The organism is Sporosarcina sp. P12(2017), from assembly GCF_002743035.1.
Lineage (GTDB): Bacteria > Bacillota > Bacilli > Bacillales_A > Planococcaceae > Sporosarcina > Sporosarcina ureae.
Genome location: NZ_PDYL01000008.1, coordinates 137,614 through 154,415 on the forward strand (window position 1 = coordinate 137,614; position 16,802 = coordinate 154,415).

Below are 16,802 nucleotides of genomic sequence, written 5' to 3' on the forward strand. Positions count from 1 at the left end.
CCAATAGAAAAAACCACTTCCCGAATCGGAAAGTGGTAGAAATGTCGACAGAAATACGTACGGTACGACTCGCCACTTCCCTCCGCAGGTGCTAACCTGTTCAGGTGATAAGGGTTTCAGAGCCACACTCTTTTCTCAGTCCTTGTGAAGGATTCCCCTAATAGTCAAAATATTTGGTTTTCACAACTAGCTTATCATGTGTGTGGCGGAATGAAAAGAGTTTCTTTTACATATGTACTCATTCAGCGATTTGATTACCGATACCGATTTCTACACCATTTACAATGATTTCCATAATTTTATTGTTTCAAAGGATGCTTGCTTCTTGTAGAGCCGGTTCAATACTTGCCTTGATGGAAGAGTACGTATTTCAAAAAGCGCTCCGAATTAAAGGTAGAAGGTAACCGTATGAAAGTATATGATTCATTTCCTCCTCTTTAAAGTGTATGTGTGATCCTAAGTATAAGAGTATTTTGTGAAATCTGTCATGATGCCTATCAACTTTCGTCAAACAATACTTTTTCTTCTCGTCAAAGTGCTTTATACTGAATAGGTAGTACACATTTATGAATAGAGGAGAATCGTACGGATGAAATTAACCTATTCTGGTAAAACGAAAGACGTCTACCGCTTGGAAGATGGCCACGTGCTATTGAAATTCAAGGATGATGTAACAGGGGAAGATGGTGTATTCGATCCAGGTGCTAACACAGTAGGCCTGACGATTGATGGTGCTGGGAAGTCTGGACTTCGCATGACGAAATACTTTTTCGAGAAATTGGAGGAGCAAAACGTACCAACACATTACATCAATGCTGATCTGGATGAAGTGACGATGACGGTGAAACCTGCTACGGTCTTTGGTAAAGGATTAGAAGTGATTTGTCGATACCGTGCGGTCGGAAGTTTCTTGCGCAGATTCGGTGCGTATGCTGAAGAAGGGCAAGTATTGGATGCTTTCGTGGAAGTGACGCTAAAAGACGATGAACGTCAAGATCCACCTATTTCAGAAGATGCTTTGGCGCAACTTCATATTTTAACGCATGAAGAATACGCAACGCTTAAAGAATTAACTCAGCAAATTTCTGAAGTCGTTCGATCAGAGATGGCGGAAAAAGGGTTAGAGCTATATGATATCAAATTGGAATTTGGTCGCGATCCTGAGCGAAACATCATGTTGATTGATGAAATTTCAGGTGGTAATATGCGTGTTTATCAAGGGGATACATATATTGCACCAATGGAATTAGAAAAGATATTATTTTCATAAAATTCAACCGGAAACGAAAATTGTTTCCGGTTTTTTATATTCCCTCTTAGGCTATACGCTGACTGACTTATCAGTACTTTACTTTTTAATCAAATAAATAAATTGATATATTTACTGTTGACAACGTTTTCAGAGTTTCCTATAATTACAACCAGTGTCAGAGGAGACACATAGTTTGCTTCTTCACCAGTGTGTGAACGTTGGTTGGATGAATACGTATGGTAGTAAATTCAAGATATTGAAAGTGTCTTTCATATCAGCGAATCTTTAATATATCTGCTGTTTCCATGAACAAAAGCTCCCCGCTTTTGTAAAGGCGCTCTTTTTTGCACTTCATACCGCAAGGCAGAAAGATAGCACCCATAGTAGCCAGCACGAATCTCCATTTTGGCTTTTCTACGTAAGTACCCTTGCTATATCCGCTAGATTCATAAGAAGAATCTGCCGAGCGTGTTTGCTCGGTCCTTAAAACCTCACATTGATGACTATTCGACGAACGTATTTCAGTTAGATGGTGTTCTCGGATGAAGAAGCACACATCTTAGAGAATTTCAGATGATGAAAATTTGTAAAACTACATGTAAGAGAACTTGGAGGAGAAACTGTTTGGAAACTAAACACAAAGTTTCGATTGCAGGGCTAGATCCGAACGATCCGTATTCATTTCGTATTCCGACTGTAGAAGATGGAAAGTTCATCTGGCAGCTCATTAAGGATACGAAAATACTCGATTTGAATTCCTCCTACAGTTATTTGCTGTGGGCAGATCAATTCAGCGACACGAGTATCGTAGTAGAAGATCACGGAAAGCTTGTCGGCTTCATTTCAGGCTTTATTCAACCAAAAGCGCAAGATACCTTGTTTATCTGGCAAGTGGCAGTCGATGAATCTGTACGAGGTAAGCGTTTGGCTTCTCGTATGTTGCATACGATTTTGCAAAGTGATGCATGTCGGAATATTCGGTATCTAGAAACAACAGTTACGCCATCTAATATTCCGTCAACAAATCTATTTAAAGGCTTAGCACGTGACTTAGGGACGGAATGCACGATCACAGATGGTTATACGAAAGATCAATTCCCGGGTGGCGGGCACGAATCAGAAAAACTGTTCCGCATTGGACCATTCTGAGAAACTGGCCGATTGCCGCAACTTGACACTGGAAAAATACAGAATCTAACGGAGGAATTAATTACACATGGTACTGACAAAAAGTCAGAAAGTAATGGAAGTATTCGAGAATCGCGAGTCGCAAGTGAGAAGTTACAGCAGAAGTTTCCCAACAGTATTCAACAAAGCAAAAGGCTATAAGATGTGGGATACGGAAGGTAAAGAATATATCGATTTCTTTGCCGGCGCAGGTGCTTTGAACTACGGCCACAACAACGAAAAAATGAAAGAAAAGCTGATTGAATATATTCAAGATGATGGAATTTCACATAGTTTAGATATGGGCACAACGGTTCGAAAAGAATTTCTTGAACGATTTAACGAAGTGATCTTGCAACCGAGAAACATGGACTATAAAGTAATGTTTCCTGGTCCTACTGGGACGAATACAGTCGAAAGTGCACTGAAAATCGCCCGCAAAGTAACGGGACGACAAAATATTGTAAGCTTTACGAATGGTTTCCACGGCATGACGCTTGGCGCATTGTCTGTAACAGGCAACGCATACAACCGCGGTGGAGCCGGAGTGCCGCTTAACAATACGACGTCTATGCCGTTCGATACGTTTTTAGAAGAAGATCAATCCTTAACCTTTCTCAAAAAATATTTAGCTAATGCCAGCAGTGGTTTAGATTTGCCAGCAGCTATGATTCTCGAAACGGTACAAGGGGAAGGCGGCATTAATCCCGCAAGCTTTAAATGGTTGCGTGAAGTAGAACGTCTCTGCAGAAATTACGATATCTTACTAATTGTCGATGATGTTCAAGCAGGTTGCGGTCGAACTGGAACATTCTTTAGTTTTGAACCAGCTGGCATTAAACCTGACATCATTTGCATGTCAAAATCCATTGGTGGCTACGGATTACCATTAGCACTCACGCTGATCAAACCAGAATACGATACATTCGGTCCAGCTGAGCATAACGGAACATTTCGCGGTAACAACATGGCCATCTTAACAGCGACTGAAGCTTTATCGTACTGGGAAACAGATGAATTCGCTAAATCGGTACAAGAAAAATCCAAGCTCATCACGAAGCGGATGGAAACCATCGTCGAAGACTATCCGCAGTTGAAAGCTACAACTCGTGGCCGTGGCTTCATGCAAGGAATCGTTTGTGGTGAAGGCAAGGAAGACTATGCAGATAAAATCTGTGCAAAAGCATTTGAAAAAGGTTTGATCATTGAAACGTCTGGACCTGAAGGCGAAGTCGTCAAATTCCTCGGTTCATTGATTATAGATGAAAAAGGTATTGATCAAGGATTCGATATTCTAGAAGAAGCGATTGAAGAAATCGTAAAAAACTAAGGGAGAGAATGTTCAGTGATAGTACGTACAGTAGATGAAATTATTGGTAGCGAAAATGAAACGAAAGCAGAAACGTGGGCAAGCCGACGTTTCTTACTGAAGAAAGACAATATGGGCTTCTCGTTCCACGAAACGATTATTTACGCTGGAACGGAAACGCATATCCATTATCAAAACCACCTAGAAGCTGTATACTGTGTGGCGGGCGATGGTGAAATCGAAACGATCGCGGACGGCAAAGTCTACCCAATCAAAGATGGCACGATGTATGCGTTGAATGAACACGACGAGCACTATTTACGCGGTGGAAAAGATGACATGCGCTTGATTTGCGTCTTTAATCCGCCAGTCGTCGGGACGGAGACGCACGATGAGAATGGTGTGTACCCGCTGATTGAAGATTGAGTGTTGTGGAATGTATTGTGGTTAGAGAACGCTCTGAGGGTGGTTCCTTGGAGTGTTTTTTATTGTTGGGAGAGGGGCGGTGAAGGTGGACGCTCATTAATTTGGCTGAGCGCTCTATTTTGTGGCGTATCCGCTCTTAGTTTCTGGTTGCGTGCTCTATGTTAGGCGTTAAGCGCTCAATGTTATGCTTGATCCGCTCAAAGTCAGTCGTAAAGCGCTCAATGTGACGTTGCATCCACTCAAAGTCAGACGTAAAGCGCTCAATGTAACCCTACAACAGCTCTATTCAACTTGAAATCCGCTCTTAAAACTTCAGCGGCATGTTAGAAAACCATAAAAGTGGGTACACTCACACTATGGGTTCATTATCAAAACCGAAATGAACTGCAATGTACATAACTTACACAAGGAGGAATTTAATTATGTGGAAACTACCGAGTATCGTATTGGGCTCAGCGTTACTGATGGCGGCTTGTGGAGGCACGGCGGATGAAGAAAAAGAACCGGTGAACGGCAGCAGTGATCCGGTTGTGGAAGAAGAGGGAACAGCGGAACCTGAAGTAATGGCACCAGTCATGAATGTTGACGGGGAAGAAATCGGTTCCGTAACGCTTACGCAAGGACCGTCTGGTGTAGCGATGGACGTTGACGTAACGGGCCTTGAGCCGGGTGAACATGGTATGCACTTCCATGAAACGGGCGTCTGTACAGCACCGGACTTTAAAGAGTCTGCTGGCGGTCACTTCAACCCAACGGATAAAAAGCACGGATTAGAAAATCCAGAAGGACACCATGCAGGGGACTTGGAGAATCTTGTGGCGGATGAAGATGGAAACGCAAAAGTTACTGTGACGACAGATGCGGTTACGCTTGAGTCTGGAAAAGATAATTCATTACTTGATGAAGACGGATCCGCGTTGATTATCCATGAAGGTGCGGATGATAACATCACAGATCCAGCGGGCGATTCAGGAACACCATTTGCTTGTGCAGAGATTACATCTGAGAAAATGAAGTAATAAATAAAGTAGGATGTCCCGGAGTTTTGGGGCATCTTTTTTTTGTGTAGTGTTTGAATTTGTTCAAGTTCAAGTTCTAGAGCAAGTGCTTGGGAAGAGTAAGTTACTTAGGAAGTGCGAAGGGATGGAAGCTCCAGTTGACGGACGCTTTCCCATGGGCTCGCGGTGAGCCAACCAGTTCGCTGCGCTCCTTTTGGTTGTCTCACCTGATCGAGCTGATCCTGCGGGAAGAGCCGTAACGAAGAACGGCTTTTGCGAGTAAAAGCGAAGCGGTAGGAGCACATCTTTGCACTTCGCCGCCATCTTCCGCTTCCATCCTACGTTGATTGTGCGGGTACTTAGATCACTCACTGTAGGTAATGTGAGAATTATTGTTTTGTCTTAACTTATTTTAATTCAAGTGCAGAAGTTCAAAAGTGGATTACAACACTTACTTTAATGCACGACAAAAAGTATCACCCATTCGCATTGCAAGGAATTGGAGCGTAGGAGGGGCGACTCTGGGAGGATCAGTGGGACAGGTGAAACACCCAGCGAGCGAAGCGAAGGGGTGTGGTTCACCGCCCACCCTCCAGAAAGCGTCCCCTCCGAAGCGCAAATCCCAACCCCAACCCTAGCCTCTCCAATTCAATAAATTGAACACAAAAAAGAACGCCCTCCCGGAAAGGGGCGTCCTGTTGATTATCGAACGATCGCGATAATCCCTTCTTCATCATCCAGCTTCAGCTGAATGCCTGCTGCCATCGGATCCTGATCGAGATACTGCTCGATCCAAAGGCGAAGCGCTTCGACGAGACGGGAGGTATCCAAGTGGTACATCTTGCCATGAAGCTCGGCGTCTGCTGAAAACCCAGTGTCATCATCGTAAGCAAGTTCGACTTCCACGTCGTCTGGCATTGCACGTGACTCTTTTGCAATCAATACACATACTGCATTTACTACGTCTTGTTCGTAGATTATCTGTTGTTCCATTGATTCATATCCTCATTGCGTTTACGCTCTTTCTCTTTGAAGATCGCGAAAATCTTCCGAACCATGTAAATGATGAAGACAATCGCTAACACGTTAATTAGCAAGCCCATAATGGATCCAAGCATACCCATATTCGCAAACAAGCTGCCGAATAATAGACCCGCCAGTCCACCAACCAATAGACCTTTCATCAAGCCGCCACCCATACCGCCTGGCTTCTTCGCTGTGTTACCTGCTGTTGCTTTATCATTACTTTGATTAGTATCTTGTTTCTTTTCAGCTTTATTCGGTTGCACACGATTAGGTGTACTGAAGCTCTTCTTACCAGACTTATAGCCACGTGCTTCGGCAGTAATTTCATCTTGGAAGATGATGTTTCCAAGTGGTGACAAAATCAACGTCGCGGCCAAGAAAAATGCAGCAAATTTTTTCAATTGATAATCTCCTTTAATGCTGTAATGAAGGTCTTCGATCTACCAAAGTCCTTCTCTTTATTTTACTGGATAACTGTCCGTAATGAAAGGAAATTCCCTTATTTGGCGAAGAAGTTTTCCGTATAAAATGGCTGTTCTTTGTCGTTAAAATCTACACCGATCCCAAGGAACTGGTAGTCGCGGATTAATATGTTTTCACGGTGGCCTTTCGAATTCATTAGCCCTTCATGCGCAAAAATACTGCTAGATTGACCGTAAGCTAGATTTTCACCGGCACTGACGAATTGGACGCCTTGCTTTTTCATGCGGTCGAAAGGGGACTCGCCTTGTAAGTTTTCATGACTGAAGTAATCTTGCACTGCCATATCGGTACTATGCAGACGTGCCGTTTCAGATGCGAGTTCATCCCATGTTAAAATGGAACGACCGTGTCGAACTCTTGCCGCGTTCGTCAAATCAAATAGTTGCATCTCAAAGCCTTTGCGCATCGCATCGTTTTGAGGAGCATAGAGCGCGGATTTTTTTTGCTCTAACGAATCCGAAATCAATTGTACTGCAGTTACGGTATTCTCTTTATGCAAATCATAAAAGACATACATATAGAGACCATCCGAATGAAAGATGTCCATGCCTTCATCGTTTTGCAACTTATAAATGTTCGTACCTTTACGTATTTCAGAAATCGGTTCACCGAGCTCTTCACGTACTTCCGATTTCGGCACACCGTATTCGATGCCGATAGATGAAGCGATCAGACGATCATTTGTATAGATCGCATTGACGCGACGTTTGATATCGTATGACAGCATGACAAAGTTCTGATAGTTGTCATGGAACGTCAACCATTCCGTACCATATTCATTGACGGACTTCCGCATAGGGTCACCAAGCTTTTCCTTCACTTGCGCTTCGGTTGTACCAATTTCAATATTGTGGATAGAAATAATGCCTGTTGCCGGCGTATCGAGCACGGGTTGGGCGACTTCCTCTGGGGGACTGCTTCCGACGGCTTTATCGGAAACGAATGTAATTAAATCGACAATCGATTCTTTTGTATAGTCAAGCGCAGATCCAACTACTTCCTCGTTCAGCACGGTTTCTACTTTGGCATCAAGCGGGTCGAGAAACGATAAGTCCACATATTGCGATACAGGACCTTCCCATAAGGGCTTGAAAGCGTAGAGTAGTACTGCGAGAAAGAGGAACTGAAACAGGCGTTTTATCATAAGAAACCCACTCCTCCATTACATTATACTCTGTTTGTACCTTGGCAATACAGCAGGAACTATGAAATGTTGAAAAATATCCTCAATAGTAGCGGGAAAAAGGGTATACTAAAAAAAGAATGGAAAGTTTGGAAGGAGTGGATGGCATGTTCGGTGGTGTGAGCAGTGTACCTTCCTGGTTTTATATAGTTGCATTTGCAGTCGTTATATTGCTTGTCCTCATTACGGAATGGCGGACAAGATGAGGATCGAATTTCATTAGAAAGAAGGAATAAATATGTTAACATTTGAAGAGAAACAACAGATTATAGAAGAGTTCCCGGAGTTAGTGAAGAAAGAAGTGTCTATGAAGCGCTTGAACTATCATTATGAAGAGTCTTTGTACGATAAAACGGTGGTCGTGCAGCATTTGCACCCGAACGGTAATGCATTTGTCTACGTGGCAGACGTTGAAGGCTATGAAGCGGATGACCGCGGTCTAGTCAATGTACGCGAATATTCTGCGGATGAATTCCGTGCAGTGATCCGTGCGGCAATTGAAGGGTTGGCGACAGAAGTCGAGGAACCTGCAACTATCGCCGAGACGTGGCAGAATTCCAATGGTCAGATGCTGACACTTCTCGAAGAAGATGGCTTCTTTAATATTTATCATGAAGTAAACTTGGAAGAGGGCTTTGGAGATTATCAAGAGGCGGCAAGTTATTTGAAAGAAGAAGGCTTTTCCGTCAAAACGAAATAACAGCTACAGAGGTGATATCGAATGAAAGGTAAAACAGTTGCCATTTGGCTGGTCGTGGTGTTAATTGTGGCGGTAGTGGGCGTCGTGTTAATGGTTCAGGCTACTTTCAAAAATAATCCTACACAAAAAAATCATCAATCAATGGACAACCAGTCGTATACCGAAATCGGTACGTTTGGCTGGCAATAATAGTAAGAGTGGCTGCCGGGGATGTACTATTCCCGGCAGTTTTTTCGTGTGGCGTCATGGAGTGCAGGGCGAAGTCGCAACCGCGCCAAACCAAACCTCAAAAAGCCGCTCAAGTATTCCAGACAACACGGAGGGAATCTCTAGAGGCTTCATGTTCATTTCATCGCACTATATTTCTAGTTATTCGAACAATATAGGCTGTTACCAACTAGTTTCATTTAATATTATTGGGTTATCAACTTCCCGAAACGTCATTCCTCTTCATTCTATGATTGAAAATAGTTATTGTCATTTCTATGCTGATCAGAACAATGAACTATAGCGAAGTGTTACAGAAATATGGAAAGAAATGCACAAAAAAACCACTTCCTAAAAGGAAGTGGTTTGTATAGGCAAATTAGTTTTTAGTAACGTTAGTTGCTTGAAGTCCGCGTTGTCCTTGTTCGATTTCGAAAGACACGTCTTGACCTTCTTCAAGAGTTTTGAAGCCATCACCTTGGATAGCTGAGAAGTGTACGAATACGTCGTCGCCATCTTCACGTTCGATGAAGCCATAACCTTTTTCTGCGTTAAACCATTTTACTTTACCTTGTTCCATGTTTGTTTCCTCCTCGTGCACACTCGTGTACACCTTGTATTACTATCCTTGCTCAATTTCTAAAAAACGGTCGAGATAAAATCGTAGACCAACGTCGAACAAAAATAATTCTTCTTTATCATAACAAAAAAAGGCAGACATAGCAAGTGGAAAGATTAGTTCAATGGAAGAACGCCTTGGATTTTCCAGCTGTTATAGGAAAAGTGCGAATATTTTATAGACGACTGCAGCCATTAAAGCGGAGATCGGCATCGTGATAATCCACGTCAAAACAATCTTCTGTGCGACTCCCCATTTCACACCTTTCAAGCGCTGCGCTGAACCAACACCCATAATAGAAGATGAGATTACGTGTGTCGTGCTGACAGGTAAATGAAGAAGGGTAGCACCGAAAATAATGACTGCGGAGTTTAAATCTGATGCAATCCCGTGAATCGGTCGGATCTTCATTATCTTGCCGCCGACGGTTTTAATTATCTTATAACCGCCGATCGACGTACCAATTCCCATCGCAGTAGCCGCCGCAATCCGTACCCATAGCTGAATATCATCGGTTGTCTGTAATTCTGCTGCTATCAAGGCCATCGTAATAATCCCCATCGCCTTTTGCGCGTCATTCGTACCATGTGTGAACGATTGAATCGCAGCCGTGCCGATTTGCATGTAGCGGATACGACGATTGGCTTTAAATAAATTACGATTCTTTAATACCGTACGTAATATGGTCATGACAATAAATCCACCGACCAATGCAATGATAGGAGATAGCAACAATGCCTGAATGATTTTAATGAAGCCGCTATAATTCAGAATGCCAAATCCCGCTGCCGCAATCGCTGAGCCGGCAATAGATCCGATCAATGCATGCGAAGAGCTGGAAGGGATTCCGAAATACCACGTGACCAAGTTCCAGATGATCGCGGAAACGAGTGCTGCCAAAATAACGAGAGAACCATTTTCTAATAAAAATGGATCGACAATATCTTTTGTAATGGTTTTTGCGACGCCCGTGAATGTCAGTGCACCGACGAAGTTCATCGTGGCGGCGAGCATAATTGCAGTTCGAGGTTTCAGTGCGCGTGTCGATACCGAAGTAGCGATCGCGTTGGCTGTATCGTGGAAACCGTTGATGAAGTCGAACGCCAAGGCAAATACCACGACGAGAATGGTGAGTATGAGAATCGTATCCATCGGTTAGGACTCCTTACGCGTTGCGCATAATGATGGTTTCGATATTATTTGCCACGTCTTGACAAAAATCTGCGGTATCTTCAAGCAGTTCATACAGATCTTTCAATTGAATGATGCGGATTGGATCTTTTTCGCGAATGAACATTTGCTTAATGGAAGTTCGCAACACTTCGTCGCAAATCCGTTCGTACTCTTTAATCTGCACAGCATGCGTACGCATTTCCACTAGCTTTTTCTTCGTCAGCAATTCCATTGCCAAAACGATTTCATCGGTACTTTTCATAATGTTGACTATGAACTTCTGCATGTATTCATCGATTTTAATGAGAGAGAACATCTCCAGGTTAGCCAGAAAATGCTCCATGCCATCGAGGATATCATCCATTGCAATCGCGATATTCAAAATATCTTCCCGTTCGATCGGCGTCATGAACGAGGTATTTAGTTTTGTGATTAATTCATGAATTAACGTGTCACCAGCTGTTTCATATTCCTTCATTCGAATGCTGACATCTTTCAGATCTGAGACAGAATCGACTTTAAAATTATTCGCATAGTGCATAGATTCCTGCACATGCTTTGCGATGTCCAATAAAGCTGTGAAAAACGGATCGGGTTTACGTGGACCTAGCATCTCAATTCCTCCATCTATTGTTGACATCGATAGTGATTACATCATACAAAAACTGTGCGAAAAAAGATAGCGAACGGTGTAGAATTTGAGCAGAATTTCAATTAGTCCTTTGTTTGTCCATCTATTGTTAAGTTATCGTTAAATTCTACTAAATCCATTGAAAATTAATGTAGACATGAGATGATCGGCAGTAAAGTATTACATAAGATGAAAGGAGATCAAAATGAAGAATAATACGGCTTCTTCTGTAAAGAGACTAGTAGAACTATTTATCGTATCTCTTAAACTAGGACTGACCTCATTTGGCGGACCAACTGCGCATTTAGGTTACTTCCATGAAGAGTATGTACGAAAACGTAAGTGGATGGATGAAAAAGGGTATGCGGATTTAGTAGCGTTGGCGCAATTCCTTCCAGGTCCGGCAAGCAGTCAGGTAGGTATTGGAATCGGCGTGGCGCGTGCAGGGGTAGTCGGTGGGCTAGTTTCCTTTCTAGGTTTCACAATGCCGTCCGTAGTGGCGTTGATCTTGTTTGCCACGCTTCTAGCTGGTTCAGATATTAGTGAAGCAGGTTGGTTGCATGGGTTGAAGATCGTGGCTGTGGCGATTGTTGCACATGCGATAGTAGGGATGTCGAAGAATTTGACACCGGATGTTAAGCGAAAAGCCATCGCATTACTAGCGCTCGTCGTTACACTTTTATGGCAAGCGGCTTTTACGCAAGTCGGTGTAATTATACTAGCGGGACTCGTGGGCTTATGGCTATTCAAGGTTCATGACACGTCAGATGGTGTTTCGTCCAAATTCCTCGTATCGAAGAAAATGGGAATCATTTGTTTCACACTGTTTTTCACTTTGCTCGGTATGTTACCGTTGCTTCGGGAACTGACGGGGTCTTACTGGATTGCCGTATTCGATAGTTTTTATCGGTCGGGTGCGCTCGTATTCGGTGGAGGACACGTCGTCTTGCCTTTATTGGAACAGGAATTGGTACCAGTGGGGTGGATTGGAAATGAGTCATTCCTAGCGGGTTACGGTGCTACGCAAGCAGTTCCAGGACCATTGTTTACGTTCGCTGCCTATCTAGGAGCCGTGATGAACGGTTGGCAAGGCGGGTTATTCGCGACGGTTGCAATTTTCTTGCCTGCCTTTCTATTGATCGTCGGAGCTCTGCCTTTTTGGGACGTTTTACGCAATCATCCGAAAATCAGAGGAGCAGTCATGGGAGTCAATGCCGCGGTCATCGGAATTTTACTCTCGGCATTATATAATCCAATTTGGACAAGCTCGATTTTGCGGGCAGAAGACTTCGCATTAGCGGCAATTTTATTCAGCATGCTAACCTTTTGGAAGATGCCTCCGTGGATCGTCGTGCTAGTCGGTGCGTTAGGCGGAACTATATTGTCCATATGGTAGATAGATAACCCAATGCGGCTGCTTTTTTGCTATACTGAATGAATTCTATAGAAGAAAAGGGTTATGTACATATGAATACTTCATTACAAAAAAAGATTCCCATGCCGACAGTTTGGCTCGTAGTATTGCTCGGCTCGCTGTCAGCATTCGGCCCACTATCGATGGATATGTATTTGCCGGGATTGCCTATTGTGGCGGAGGATTTAAACGCTTCGACGTCACTAGTTCAATTAAGTCTGACGGCCTGTTTAATCGGCTTAGGCGCAGGTCAGCTCATTTTCGGACCGTTAAGTGATATTTACGGCAGACGCAAACCGCTCGTCATTACACTCAGCGTGTATGCAATCGCTTCCGTCTTATGTGCGTTTAGTCCGAACATCTGGATTTTTGTTGCATTACGTTTCGTTCAAGGTATGACAGGGGCTGCGGGAATTGTGATCGCGAGAGCTTGCGCACGTGACTTATATGTAGGAAATGAATTAACTAAATTCATGGCGATGCTGTCGATCGTCAGTGGAGCAGCACCGATTCTTTCACCAATTGTAGGTGGTGTCGTGCTGAACTTTGCTTCGTGGCCAGCGGTGTTCTTATTACTCGGAATCATCGGTTTGTTGATGTTTTTATCAACGGCATTTTTCTTGCCGGATACGTTGCCGGTTGAAGAACGTGCAGAGAGCGGAATGCTTGCGGTCGTCAAGACGTTTAGTGGTCTACTGAAAGATAAGTGGTTCATAGGTATCGCGTTGACGCAAGGCTTGATCATGTCGAGCATGTTCGCGTACATTGCGGGATCTCCGTTCGTTTTACAAAATATTTATGGTGTCACGGCGCAACAGTTTTCCTTGTTCTTCGCGCTGAACGGTGTCGGGATTATCACGGCAGCGCAATTGACAGGTCGACTTTCGGGTAGAATTCACGAGGTGAAGTTCTTGCGCGCAGGCGTGTTGCTTTCATTCGCGGCTAGTATTTTACTTCTATTGACTGTCTGGAATGAATGGCCGCTTGCCGTAATTGCGACGGCGTTGTTCTTTATGGTGTCGAGCGTTGGTTTGGTGTCGCCAGCGTCGTTTTCGCTTGCGATGCAGAGTCAGGGCAAGTCAGCAGGAAGTGCAGCGGCGTTTCTCGGGCTGATGCCATTCATCGGCGGTGCAACGGTTTCGCCGCTAGTAGGACTAGCGGGAGACAGCTCGGCTTGGCCGCTTAGTATTATAGTATTGACATGCAGTACGGGTGCTTTGGTGATTTTCTTTACAGTGGTTCGGAAGGCGTTTCGTATGCAAGAGGTTTGAGTGAAGAGGCTGTTGGGGTAGGGATTGGTGCTTCGGAGGGGACGCTTTCCGGAGGGCGGGCGGTGAACCACACCGCTCGCTTCGCTCACAGGGTGTTTCACCTATCCCGCTGATCCTCCAGGAGTCGCCCCTCCTACGCACCAATCCCTTGCAATGCGAGTGGGTGATACTATTTGTTGTGGATTGAAGTTAGTGTTGTAATACTCTTTTGAACTTCTGTACTTGAATCTAAATAAGTTTAGACAATACTTCACACTCTACATACAGTAAGTGATCTAAGTACCCGTACTATAAAAGTAGGATGGGAGCGGAGGCTGGCGGCGAAGTGCAAAGATGTGCTCCTAACGCTTCGCTTTTACTCGCAAAAGCCGTTCTTCGTTACGGCTCTTCCCGCGGGCCCATGGGAAAGCGTCCGCCAGCCGGAGCTTCCATCCGATCGTACGCACTAGATAACTCCCACTCCCAACCCTTTTTAATTCAAATCTGCTCGGAAATAGGGCATGATAGAGATAGAGAGTCTGATTATTACTTTGAGAGGTGGATGTAAAGATGGAATATCGTATTGAGCATGACACGTTCGGAGAAATACAAGTACCAGCAGATAAGTTATGGGGAGCGCAGACGCAGCGCAGTAAGCACAACTTTAAAATCGGCGGGGAACGCATTCCGCTTGGTGTAATCCAAGCCTTTGCCCATTTGAAAAAATCAGCAGCGATCGCAAGTCATTCATTCGGCAATCTATCCGAAGTTAAAATGAAAGCCATTAAAGCAGCAGCAGAAGAGGTTATCGAAGGCAAGTGGGACGAGCACTTCCCGTTAGTCGTTTGGCAAACAGGAAGCGGTACGCAGTCGAACATGAACATGAACGAAGTACTCGCTAACCGTGGTAACCAGTTGCTTGAGGAGTGGGGCGAGGAAGAACGTCTACATCCGAATGATGATGTCAATAAATCACAAAGCTCCAACGATACATTCCCGACAGCGCTTCACGTGGCGGGTGTTATTGCGGTAGAGCGCGAAGTATTGCCGGCAATTGACAAACTAGCAGCAACACTTCAAAAAAAATCCGAAGACTTCGCGGATATCATCAAAATTGGACGTACGCACTTGCAGGACGCGACGCCATTGACGTTAGGCCAAGAAATCAGCGGTTGGCACAAAATGCTAGAGAAAACACACAGCATGCTGGAAACTAGTGTCCAGACAATGAAAGAACTTGCAATCGGCGGTACAGCAGTTGGTACAGGACTTAACGCACCAGCTGGATTCGGCGATAAAGTGGCGGAAGAGATTTCAAAATCTGTCGGCATTGAGTTTACATCTGCACAAAATAAATTCCACGCATTGACGAGTTATGATGAAGTCGTCTATACACACGGCGCACTGAAAGCATTGGCTGCGGACTTGATGAAAGTAGCGAATGACGTACGTTGGTTGGCAAGTGGTCCACGTTCAGGTATCGGCGAAATTACGATTCCAGAAAACGAACCAGGTAGTTCAATCATGCCAGGTAAAGTGAACCCGACACAAAGTGAAGCATTAACGATGGTTGTAGCACAAGTAATGGGTAACGACGCAACAATCGGTTTTTCTGCGAGCCAAGGGAACTTTGAATTGAACGTCTTCAAACCTGTTATTATCTACAACTTCCTACAATCAGCGAAATTACTTGCTGACGGTATGATTAGCTTCAACGACAACTGTGCGGTAGGAATTGAACCGAACCTTGAAGAAATCGACAATAAAGTGAAGAATTCATTGATGCTAGTAACGGCTTTGAATCCACATATCGGCTATGAAAATGCGGCGAAAATTGCGAAGAAGGCTCATACAGAAGGTACAACGCTGAAAGAAGCGGCACTTTCTACTGGTTTATTGACAGAAGCGCAATTTGACGAATATGTAGATCCAAGCAAGATGACGGGCAACTCATAATTGTCATGAATTTGTACGCTTGTTTTTCCCGCAAACCTTGTATACTAAAGGCATAACCTCTATACGAAGGAGTCAGGAATATACATGAAAAAGAAGTTACTTGCAGGACTGGCTGCGTTGACAGTAGCGCTTGCGGCATGCGGAAACGGCGCTACAGAAAAACCTGCTGAAGTAGATCCACAAGATGTAAGGGCAGAAGCAGGACATGATCACGCAGAGCATTTGCCGAATGGCGACTTGCAGGAAGTAACCGCTTCAGCGGACATCTTGCCTTCATTCCTAGATGATAAGCCGGAAGATATGCGCATGATCTATCAAGTGGCGGGCAACGCAACGGACATTTTGGAATACATGCCTTGCTATTGCGGTTGCGGAGAAAGTGCCGGACACAAGAGCAATATGAATTGTTTCTTAGATGAAGTACGCGAAGACGGCTCCGTTGTCTGGGACGATCACGGCACACGTTGCCTAGCTTGCCTGGAAATCGCAGTGAAATCCGTACAAATGAAGCAAGACGGCATGTCCATGAAAGAAATCCGTGATGCAATTGATACGGAATACGGTAACGGAGACTATGCGAAACCTACGGATACTCCAATGCCGGTTTGATTGATTACTTAGGCTGCAGATTCACTCTTTTAATGGGAGTGGGTCTGCAGTTTTTTTGTGTTTGTGCTCAATGTGGATGCGTTTTCGCTCATAGTTTGTGGTTGAGCGCTCTATGTGGGTGTGTATCCGCTCAATGCTGCCGCGTTTTCGCTCATAGTTTGCGGTTGAGCGCTCTAAGTATGTGCGAACGCGCTCAATACTGACGCTTATCCGCTCATACTTCAATGGTTAAACGCTCTAAGTGGATGCCCATCAGCTCCGCTCAATGCGGCTGTGTTTGCGCTCATAGTTTTGGGTTGAGCGCTCTATGTGAGTGCGTACGTGCTCAATGCTGCCGCGTATCCGCTCATAGTTTTGGGTTGAGCGCTCTAAGTGTGTGCGTACGTGCTCAATACTGCC

The 16,802-nt window shown here is 44.4% G+C and carries 18 protein-coding genes and 1 riboswitch; of the genes, 12 read left to right on the forward strand and 6 right to left on the reverse strand.

Going from position 1 to position 16,802, the window contains the following annotated elements; all coding sequences use genetic code 11:
- Positions 1–60 precede the first annotated feature (60 nt).
- Positions 61–169, reverse strand: a riboswitch (TPP riboswitch).
- A 420-nt stretch (positions 170–589) separates the two neighbouring features.
- From CSV80_RS08445 to CSV80_RS08465, 5 genes are all read left to right on the forward strand, one after another.
- Positions 590–1,270 (forward strand): phosphoribosylaminoimidazolesuccinocarboxamide synthase, encoded by a 681-nt coding sequence (locus tag CSV80_RS08445; protein ID WP_099670463.1) that lies wholly within the window; start codon positions 590–592, stop codon positions 1,268–1,270.
- 606 nt (positions 1,271–1,876) lie between these two features.
- Positions 1,877–2,401, forward strand: coding sequence for a diaminobutyrate acetyltransferase (gene ectA, locus CSV80_RS08450; RefSeq protein WP_233201551.1), 525 nt, complete (start codon positions 1,877–1,879; stop codon positions 2,399–2,401).
- Between the two features lie 67 nt (positions 2,402–2,468).
- A complete protein-coding gene (gene ectB / locus CSV80_RS08455) occupies positions 2,469–3,749 on the forward strand; it encodes a diaminobutyrate--2-oxoglutarate transaminase (RefSeq protein ID WP_099670464.1) in 1,281 nt (426 codons plus the stop codon).
- Between the two features lie 15 nt (positions 3,750–3,764).
- Positions 3,765–4,154 (forward strand): ectoine synthase, encoded by a 390-nt coding sequence (locus CSV80_RS08460; protein ID WP_099670465.1) that lies wholly within the window; start codon positions 3,765–3,767, stop codon positions 4,152–4,154.
- A gap of 422 nt (positions 4,155–4,576) precedes the next feature.
- A complete protein-coding gene (locus tag CSV80_RS08465) occupies positions 4,577–5,173 on the forward strand; it encodes a superoxide dismutase family protein (RefSeq protein WP_199083951.1) in 597 nt (198 codons plus the stop codon).
- A gap of 681 nt (positions 5,174–5,854) precedes the next feature.
- On the opposite strand, the gene CSV80_RS08470 is transcribed toward CSV80_RS08465, so the two are convergent.
- From CSV80_RS08470 to CSV80_RS08480, 3 genes are all read right to left on the reverse strand, one after another.
- Complete coding sequence (locus CSV80_RS08470; protein ID WP_099670467.1) at positions 5,855–6,145, reverse strand: DUF2653 family protein; 291 nt, start codon at positions 6,143–6,145, stop codon at positions 5,855–5,857.
- Positions 6,130–6,579 (reverse strand): hypothetical protein, encoded by a 450-nt coding sequence (locus tag CSV80_RS08475; protein ID WP_029053911.1) that lies wholly within the window; start codon positions 6,577–6,579, stop codon positions 6,130–6,132. The genes CSV80_RS08470 and CSV80_RS08475 overlap by 16 nt, the downstream gene beginning before the upstream one ends.
- Before the next feature lie 98 nt (positions 6,580–6,677).
- Entirely contained in the window at positions 6,678–7,805 is a 1,128-nt protein-coding gene (locus CSV80_RS08480; protein WP_099670468.1) for a CAP domain-containing protein, read from the reverse strand.
- Positions 7,806–7,924: 119 nt separating this feature from the next.
- On the opposite strand from CSV80_RS08480, the gene CSV80_RS18005 reads away from it, so the two are divergent.
- From CSV80_RS18005 to CSV80_RS17500, 3 genes are read left to right on the forward strand one after another with little or no spacing between them, the layout of a single operon-like run.
- Positions 7,925–8,050, forward strand: coding sequence for a hypothetical protein (locus CSV80_RS18005; RefSeq protein WP_255407643.1), 126 nt, complete (start codon positions 7,925–7,927; stop codon positions 8,048–8,050).
- Between the two features lie 32 nt (positions 8,051–8,082).
- Entirely contained in the window at positions 8,083–8,544 is a 462-nt protein-coding gene (locus CSV80_RS08485) for a hypothetical protein (protein WP_099670469.1), read from the forward strand.
- Positions 8,545–8,565: 21 nt separating this feature from the next.
- Positions 8,566–8,733 (forward strand): hypothetical protein, encoded by a 168-nt coding sequence (locus CSV80_RS17500; protein ID WP_157129966.1) that lies wholly within the window; start codon positions 8,566–8,568, stop codon positions 8,731–8,733.
- A 397-nt stretch (positions 8,734–9,130) separates the two neighbouring features.
- Here CSV80_RS17500 and CSV80_RS08490 read toward each other — a convergent pair whose 3' ends face one another.
- From CSV80_RS08490 to CSV80_RS08500, 3 genes are all read right to left on the reverse strand, one after another.
- Complete coding sequence (locus CSV80_RS08490; protein WP_009766462.1) at positions 9,131–9,331, reverse strand: cold-shock protein; 201 nt, start codon at positions 9,329–9,331, stop codon at positions 9,131–9,133.
- Positions 9,332–9,523: 192 nt separating this feature from the next.
- Positions 9,524–10,522 (reverse strand): inorganic phosphate transporter, encoded by a 999-nt coding sequence (locus tag CSV80_RS08495; protein WP_099670470.1) that lies wholly within the window; start codon positions 10,520–10,522, stop codon positions 9,524–9,526.
- Positions 10,523–10,535: 13 nt separating this feature from the next.
- A complete protein-coding gene (locus CSV80_RS08500) occupies positions 10,536–11,156 on the reverse strand; it encodes a DUF47 domain-containing protein (protein WP_099670471.1) in 621 nt (206 codons plus the stop codon).
- A 223-nt stretch (positions 11,157–11,379) separates the two neighbouring features.
- On the opposite strand from CSV80_RS08500, the gene CSV80_RS08505 reads away from it, so the two are divergent.
- The 4 genes from CSV80_RS08505 to CSV80_RS08520 all read left to right on the forward strand — a co-directional run bounded on the left by CSV80_RS08505 (position 11,380) and on the right by CSV80_RS08520 (position 16,403).
- On the forward strand, positions 11,380–12,570 hold the full coding sequence (locus CSV80_RS08505) for a chromate transporter (protein ID WP_099670472.1): 1,191 nt from the start codon (positions 11,380–11,382) through the stop codon (positions 12,568–12,570).
- A gap of 71 nt (positions 12,571–12,641) precedes the next feature.
- Complete coding sequence (locus tag CSV80_RS08510) at positions 12,642–13,859, forward strand: multidrug effflux MFS transporter (protein WP_099670473.1); 1,218 nt, start codon at positions 12,642–12,644, stop codon at positions 13,857–13,859.
- Between the two features lie 549 nt (positions 13,860–14,408).
- On the forward strand, positions 14,409–15,794 hold the full coding sequence (gene fumC, locus CSV80_RS08515) for a class II fumarate hydratase (RefSeq protein ID WP_099670474.1): 1,386 nt from the start codon (positions 14,409–14,411) through the stop codon (positions 15,792–15,794).
- Between the two features lie 84 nt (positions 15,795–15,878).
- Positions 15,879–16,403: a PCYCGC motif-containing (lipo)protein gene (locus CSV80_RS08520; RefSeq protein WP_029053903.1), complete on the forward strand. Its 525-nt coding sequence runs from the start codon at positions 15,879–15,881 to the stop codon at positions 16,401–16,403.
- The last annotated feature ends 399 nt before the right edge of the window (positions 16,404–16,802 follow it).

Excerpts from the sequence above, each read along its gene's own strand:
- fumC (WP_099670474.1), top strand. The coding sequence starts at position 14,409 with ATGGAATATCGTATTGAGCATGACACGTTCGGAGAAATACAAGTACCA.
- ectB (WP_099670464.1), top strand. The coding sequence starts at position 2,469 with ATGGTACTGACAAAAAGTCAGAAAGTAATGGAAGTATTCGAGAATCGC.
- CSV80_RS08485 (WP_099670469.1), top strand. The coding sequence starts at position 8,083 with ATGTTAACATTTGAAGAGAAACAACAGATTATAGAAGAGTTCCCGGAG.
- CSV80_RS18005 (WP_255407643.1), top strand. The coding sequence starts at position 7,925 with ATGGAAAGTTTGGAAGGAGTGGATGGCATGTTCGGTGGTGTGAGCAGT.
- CSV80_RS08480 (WP_099670468.1), bottom strand. The coding sequence starts at position 7,805 with ATGATAAAACGCCTGTTTCAGTTCCTCTTTCTCGCAGTACTACTCTAC.
- CSV80_RS08470 (WP_099670467.1), bottom strand. The coding sequence starts at position 6,145 with ATGGAACAACAGATAATCTACGAACAAGACGTAGTAAATGCAGTATGT.
- CSV80_RS08510 (WP_099670473.1), top strand. The coding sequence starts at position 12,642 with ATGAATACTTCATTACAAAAAAAGATTCCCATGCCGACAGTTTGGCTC.
- CSV80_RS17500 (WP_157129966.1), top strand. The coding sequence starts at position 8,566 with ATGAAAGGTAAAACAGTTGCCATTTGGCTGGTCGTGGTGTTAATTGTG.
- CSV80_RS08445 (WP_099670463.1), top strand. The coding sequence starts at position 590 with ATGAAATTAACCTATTCTGGTAAAACGAAAGACGTCTACCGCTTGGAA.
- CSV80_RS08500 (WP_099670471.1), bottom strand. The coding sequence starts at position 11,156 with ATGCTAGGTCCACGTAAACCCGATCCGTTTTTCACAGCTTTATTGGAC.
- CSV80_RS08505 (WP_099670472.1), top strand. The coding sequence starts at position 11,380 with ATGAAGAATAATACGGCTTCTTCTGTAAAGAGACTAGTAGAACTATTT.
- CSV80_RS08490 (WP_009766462.1), bottom strand. The coding sequence starts at position 9,331 with ATGGAACAAGGTAAAGTAAAATGGTTTAACGCAGAAAAAGGTTATGGC.
- CSV80_RS08520 (WP_029053903.1), top strand. The coding sequence starts at position 15,879 with ATGAAAAAGAAGTTACTTGCAGGACTGGCTGCGTTGACAGTAGCGCTT.
- CSV80_RS08495 (WP_099670470.1), bottom strand. The coding sequence starts at position 10,522 with ATGGATACGATTCTCATACTCACCATTCTCGTCGTGGTATTTGCCTTG.
- CSV80_RS08465 (WP_199083951.1), top strand. The coding sequence starts at position 4,577 with ATGTGGAAACTACCGAGTATCGTATTGGGCTCAGCGTTACTGATGGCG.